Genomic DNA, 6000 nt, shown 5'->3' with positions numbered 1-6000 from the left:
CCGGAGGAGTTACCGGAGTTATTACTGGAGGCTCGACGGGAGTTATTACCGGAGGAGTTACCGGAGTTATTACTGGAGGCTCGACGGGAGTTATTACCGGAGGAGTTACCGGAGTTATTACTGGAGGCTCGACGGGAGTTATTGCTGGAGGGGTTACCGGAGTTATTGCTGGAGGGGTTACCGGAGTTATTACTGGAGGCTCGACGGGAGTTATTGCTGGAGGGGTTACCGGAGTTATTACTGGAGGAGTTACCGGAGTTATTACTGGAGTTATTACTGTTGTAATAGGGTTATTTTTCCCAGGACGCTGCTCAGTATTTAATAGGACTTGTCCTGTGTTCTCCAAGGAATTTAATTGGGAATTCTCTTCTTTAATAGAGTCTACTGGGGAATTGTTTGTAATAACCTCGTTGCTCGACGAATTAGAAGGACTAGGTGTTAACTGTAAAAAAGATGGGTTTTCAACTACTCCCTCACCTGTTATGGGCGACTGTGCGTTCAAAGCCGCAGTAGTTTCAGCTTGAACGCTAGCGATCGCTGGGTCAGCCGTAGGCGTAATATTTTGCTTAGTCAGATCAAATCCCCGAACCAGATCGCTCGTTTGATAAAAATTTCTGAGATCAAAATCGTATAAGCCCTGAAATTTGCCTTTAACTATAACCATCATCTGTCCTGCTTGGAGCAGCTGAGTTTGAGAAGCTTCCTTATTAGAAACTTCAATGCCGCTATTTGTTAGCGCACCCACAATCGTGGTATCAGTTTGTTGGTCGTAGCGTACAAATAATGCTGAACCACGAATTGCTGCTGCTGCACTTGGCGTTTGTATACGTGTTTGCCCCCTTCCAGGTGGGATAAGCAGCAATGCGGTTCCGTTTGAGAGTCTAAAGCTGCGAGTCTTCGGCAAAAATTGAAATAGCGCCTGTTCTCCAACCCGTGCCAAAGAGCCATCATTGAAACGCAAGTCTGCTAGGGAAGCTCGACCGGTTGACAACCCATCCCCAGGAATCATTGCATCTGATTTGCGTGCAGGACGCTTTTTGAGTTTATCTTTGGGTATCAGTTGTACCATGTTGCGAAGATCCTGAATCTCCGCTCGCGTCAGAGGAGTTATGGCACTTACCCGATTTGGCAAAGGCAGTACTATAACTCCCCATAAACCAATCACTAACAGTGGAAACGATTTATGAAACATAGTTTGAGAATTTATGAACTTAAAATAGTACCAAAAAGTTAAAGGTTTAAGCTGCTGCTAATTGTTCTAGGTTTTATTAGGTAAATTTATCTGCATTTTATCCTACATTTAATACATACATAAAATATAGAACTCATACTTAATTTTTGAAATACACGTAGTGGCGTGGCAAGGCTAAAATGTTGCAAAAAAATTGTAGGTTGGATGGAGGCTTTGCCAAAGCCAACATCCTGATATATGTTGGGTTGCGCTCCGCTCCATCCAACCTACGTCTACGTTTAATGCACAAATTTAGCCTTGACACGCCAGTACGCTAACGCACCAAAACCTTCGGATGGTGCGTTACGGAAGCCTGAACACAACGCCAGTCCGCCAAGTCGGAAAACCCTTTCGGCAGTTCCTCCTGGGGAAACCCCCTTCTCAACGAGACGCTTTGCGTTCGCGGAGCGTTCCGTTCGCGCAGCGTCTCGTTGAGAAGGAAAGGCGCTAGCCTCTCCCTTTGGGAGAAGACAAGACTGCCTCACCACACGGCTGGCTCCCCTACATATACTTAGATTTTTTCACGCAATCAATTCTGATTGCTATAGATAGCACATAAATACATAGTTTATTTTATTTAAGTTTTTCTTTTTAAACTGACATTTTATGCAATAAAACCTGTAGCAAATTTCAAAGTTAGTATTTAATATCAACAATTAAATGAGAAGCACCTTAAAGATAATCCTTTGTAATCAAATCAGTCACAAAGTCATCAGTTTTATGGGAAAAGAGTTGAAAGGGATCTGTTGTAAAATGACTCATTGGCTGTATTCACTAAAGTTCAACAGAGATTTTCTCGGAGCATCTCAGTTTTGCAAAAAAATCTCGGAAAAATCCGAAAAGCAGCAATATTAGTTTGTAGTTTCAGTATATACCTACAAATCTAAAATAGATGCGCTTATTACCTGTATCTTCTGGGTCGGATCTGCCGATACAGCTTGTAGGTTTACATTTGCCAAACGCGATCGATGCGATCTAACCAGATGCGACTCAAGAACTGGAAAAATTTGTTTTTTTGTCTTTTGTTAGCGTCCAGTGGGGGAAGCTGGTGTTGCATTAGAGTAGATGCGGCAGAATCTGCAAATACAGATATTTGGCGTCCTAAAAATTTAGCAAGGACACAGGTAAGTTATCAGCAGCTATGTCAGAAGTTGGAGCAAGAGGCAATTAACTCTTTGTGCAAGCAGCCAAGTGAGTCGCATCCTTTAGACTCCCAGATGCCGTTAAATCTGGCACAGCAAACACCACCAATAACTCAAGCCCCTGCAAACCAAGGGTCTGAAGGCACTCAAAATCAAAATGAGCCGCCACAGCTAGAATCGCAGCCAAGTAATTTGCCTACATCTCCTTCAGACTCAAAAGAGCAACTATTAAATCCACCTGAGACAAATCAGTCGCAAAGGCTAGAGAGGCTGATACAGCTGCTGCGATCGCCAAAACTACCACCTGAGTCTGATAGCGATCGCGAATTAGGGTTGCGTGTGCGGTTACGACCCTTGGAACAGCAGTTACCCCCACCAACACAACAACCCGTAGTTAAGTTTAAACCCATAGGCTATCTACAGGCCCATATAGCATACTTCCAGACAAATAACATTTTTTCCTCAAATCATAGTCCAATAGAAGATGGTTTAGTTATTTCTGGACTAACGTTAGCCTCTGCATATTTCCCTTTGGGATCTAAAACTTACTTAAATGGGTCAATTGATGGCAATCTCATTCGTTATATAAATCAGTCAGAATATCATTACAACCAGGTGAGATTGAATCTCAGTATTTACCAGCAGCTATCCCAACGAATGTACGGAGAAATAAGTTGGAGCAATCAACAGTTATTTTATGCCAACAACAGCAATCGCCTTGATAGCTTTAAAGCAGGCGATCGCTTTTTAAACGAGAGTTCCCTCCTACTCTCTTTAGGACGACGAGATCCTTTAACTCCAAGATTAACGCTAGATAGCTTCTACGAATTGAGTGTAAATTTTGCCGATCCCCTAAGTCGCGATCGGATAAACAATTTCTTTTGGGTGTCTCTGGGCTACTACTTGCAAAAGCCTCTCCAGGTTGGTATTGACTACCAAGCGAACTTCTCGGACTTTACACAGCGCGATCGAGAAGACCAATTTCACCGGCTATTCGGGCACTTAAACTACCGAATATCTGATACCAGTAATATGAATGTGCAGGCTGGAGTAAGTTTAGGTAGTTCAACCGCCGAAAACATTGATTTTGATGGCTGGTTCTTTAGTATTAATTACGGTTTGCAATTAGGTCAGTTTTGAAATTTGTCCTTTGTCATTAGTCATTTGTCCTTTGTGATTTATCCTTTATTAAAAACTAATGACCAATGACTAACGACTAATGACTATAAATAAGAAATCCAATCACTCCAGCTACCAGCATAAAGTTTACCCTTACTAATGCCAGCTAATTCTAAAGAAAGTAAATTCACACAAGCAGTAACGCCAGAACCGCAATATACCAAGATTTCTTCGGCTGTTTCTAGCTTTTCCCAGCGATGGCGTTGCTCATTTTCAGGGAGTAGGTAGCCGGAAGAGTCTGTAACTTCTTGCCAGGGATAGTTGACTGCACCAGGAATATGCCCGGCAATTTTATCAATTGGCTCTCGTTCGCCTCGGTAGCGATCGCTCTCTCTTGAATCTACCAATACTACGTTGTGGCTATCTTTTCGGCTTTTCACCTCTGTAATATCTACCACCTTTTCAGTTTGTACTTGAGCTACAAACTTACCCATTCGAGGGGGAGGAACGACATCTGTAACAGAATACCCAGCTTTTTGCCATCCAGCAAAGCCTCCATCCAGTACTGCTACTCGATCGTGTCCGAAATAGCGCAACAACCACCACAGACGAGCCGCAAAGGCAAAGCGCGAATCATCATAAGCTACAACTAAACTTTTTTGGTAATTTACCCCAATCGCCGCAAATTTGTTAGCTATATCATTGAGATTAGGTAAAGGATGTCTCCCACCATGCTTACCCTCTGGACTGGAAAGATCCTGATTCAAATCTAAATAATATGCCCCCTCTATATGACTTGTTTGATACTGCTTTTGTCCTAGTTGGGGATCGGCTAAAGAAAAGCGACAATCTACAATCACGACTTGTGGATCTTCTAAATGTTCAAACAGCCAACCTGGCGAAACAACAAATTGGGTATTAAGCATGGGGCATTAGTCATTATTTAGTTTTATTTATAAAATGTCAGACTTAGAAAATTTTACACCTAAGCTAACAGCAGATGGTTCTTTCACCTTTGTCTCTCAAGAGTTTGGTGAATTGTTTCACAGCCATTATGGAGCGCAGCAGGAGAGTTTTTTCAAGTTTGTGGAACCTACTCAACTGGCTACAAGGGCGCAAAAACCAGTCTTGCGACTTTTGGATGTTTGTTATGGTCTAGGATATAACACAGTTGCTGCTTTGCAGACAATTTGGGGAGTGAATCCTAGTTGTTGTGTTGAATTAATCGGTTTAGAGCTGAATCCAACTGTGCCACAAGCTGCGATCGCTCATCACTTGTTCGACAATTGGAACTGTAACTATATTGAAATTTTGAAAGAGCTAGCTTTTGAGCATCAAGTGCAAACACCTTGCCTGAAAGCGAAGCTACTAATTGGCGATGCTAGAACCACGATAGCGCTAGTACGTCAGTCTGGTTTCTGGGCAGATGCAATTTTCCTCGATCCTTTTTCACCACCACAATGTCCTCAATTATGGACTGTTGAATTTATTAAACAACTGTCATTGTGTTTACATCAATATGGTTTATTAGCCACTTATTCTTGTTCTGCTGCTATACGCACAGCACTTTTGTCTGCTGGCTTGATCTTAAGTTCTACCCCACCCGTGGGAAGGCGATCGCCTGGGACTGTGGCAGCACACGCAATAAATGGGGGAGCCGGGGATACAGTATTCTCTACGAAACGCTATGCAAAGAGGATTTCCACACCAGTTCCTGCAACGAGGAGAATCCTCGCAACAGACTGGTTCCCCAAGAGCAACTGCTGTTGAGTAGAGGTGAGTCCACGCAAAAAGTTTCCTCTGCCCCTCTGCCCCTCTCACAAGTTGAAAAAGAACACTTGCTAACCCGTGCTGCTATTCCCTATCGCGATCCTCAACTGAGCGATCCAACCGATGTCATCCTGATGCGGCGACAACAAGAGCAACAAACCTCTTGCCTGGAACCTACCTCTCGTTGGCGAAAAAGGTGGCTGTTGGGAACACAAGGCAGAAATTTTATGGCAACTAGTTTGTAGTTCGGTTGCAATATCTATGACAGGCTGTGACGCTCCAAGACTGCTTTAAGCGAAGCTCGTTGGCGTAGTACTTGCCTACGCGACGCTACGCGAACGTGGAAGCAAACTACGCGCAGCATGTCGCAGACAAGAAGCAATACAGTTCAGATAAGACCGAAACACTTGTAGAGACGGCGATTTATCGCGTCTCCAAAACTCCAAAACCCAAAATTTTGCCAGTAGCCCTTAACCCAAGCGTATTGAGACAAGAAGCGTCATCCTCAGCCCTTAATTCCAGAAAAGTTAGACATTTTTTTGCCAAAAATTCTGATTTACTTAAGACTTATGCACTCTACAAACCGACTCTAATGTATATTACATAAAATGCCTGTTTCAGGCGCAGTTTACAGTGCCGATTTGGTCGTATATTTACTGTATTGGATGTTAAATATATCTTAAAACCCAAATTTTTTATAGTACTTATGTACTTTATTTAAGTACTATTGCTTTACAG

General features: G+C 42.9%; 3 protein-coding genes and 1 pseudogene. 2 read left to right on the top strand and 2 right to left on the bottom strand.

Annotation, left to right across the window (positions count from 1 at the left end; translation table 11 throughout):
- A partial coding sequence (locus tag V7L01_RS13505; protein WP_335035486.1) for a FecR family protein occupies positions 1–1192 on the bottom strand: 1192 nt, incomplete at its 3' end.
- A gap of 1022 nt (positions 1193–2214) precedes the next feature.
- On the opposite strand from V7L01_RS13505, the gene V7L01_RS13500 reads away from it, so the two are divergent.
- Complete coding sequence (locus V7L01_RS13500; protein ID WP_335035489.1) at positions 2215–3513, top strand: hypothetical protein; 1299 nt, start codon at positions 2215–2217, stop codon at positions 3511–3513.
- Positions 3514–3596: 83 nt separating this feature from the next.
- On the opposite strand, the gene V7L01_RS13495 is transcribed toward V7L01_RS13500, so the two are convergent.
- Positions 3597–4418: a sulfurtransferase gene (locus tag V7L01_RS13495; RefSeq protein WP_335035484.1), complete on the bottom strand. Its 822-nt coding sequence runs from the start codon at positions 4416–4418 to the stop codon at positions 3597–3599.
- Positions 4419–4452: 34 nt separating this feature from the next.
- Between V7L01_RS13495 and V7L01_RS13490 the strand changes: the two are divergent.
- A pseudogene (locus tag V7L01_RS13490) lies at positions 4453–5507 on the top strand (tRNA (5-methylaminomethyl-2-thiouridine)(34)-methyltransferase MnmD).
- Positions 5508–6000: the final 493 nt, after the last annotated feature.

This window comes from Nostoc sp., assembly GCF_036917095.1.
In the GTDB taxonomy this organism is placed as follows: Bacteria; Cyanobacteriota; Cyanobacteriia; order Cyanobacteriales; family Nostocaceae; genus Nostoc.
The sequence above is the reverse complement of the archived record's forward strand: the minus strand, read 5'-3'. Positions and strand labels throughout refer to the sequence as shown.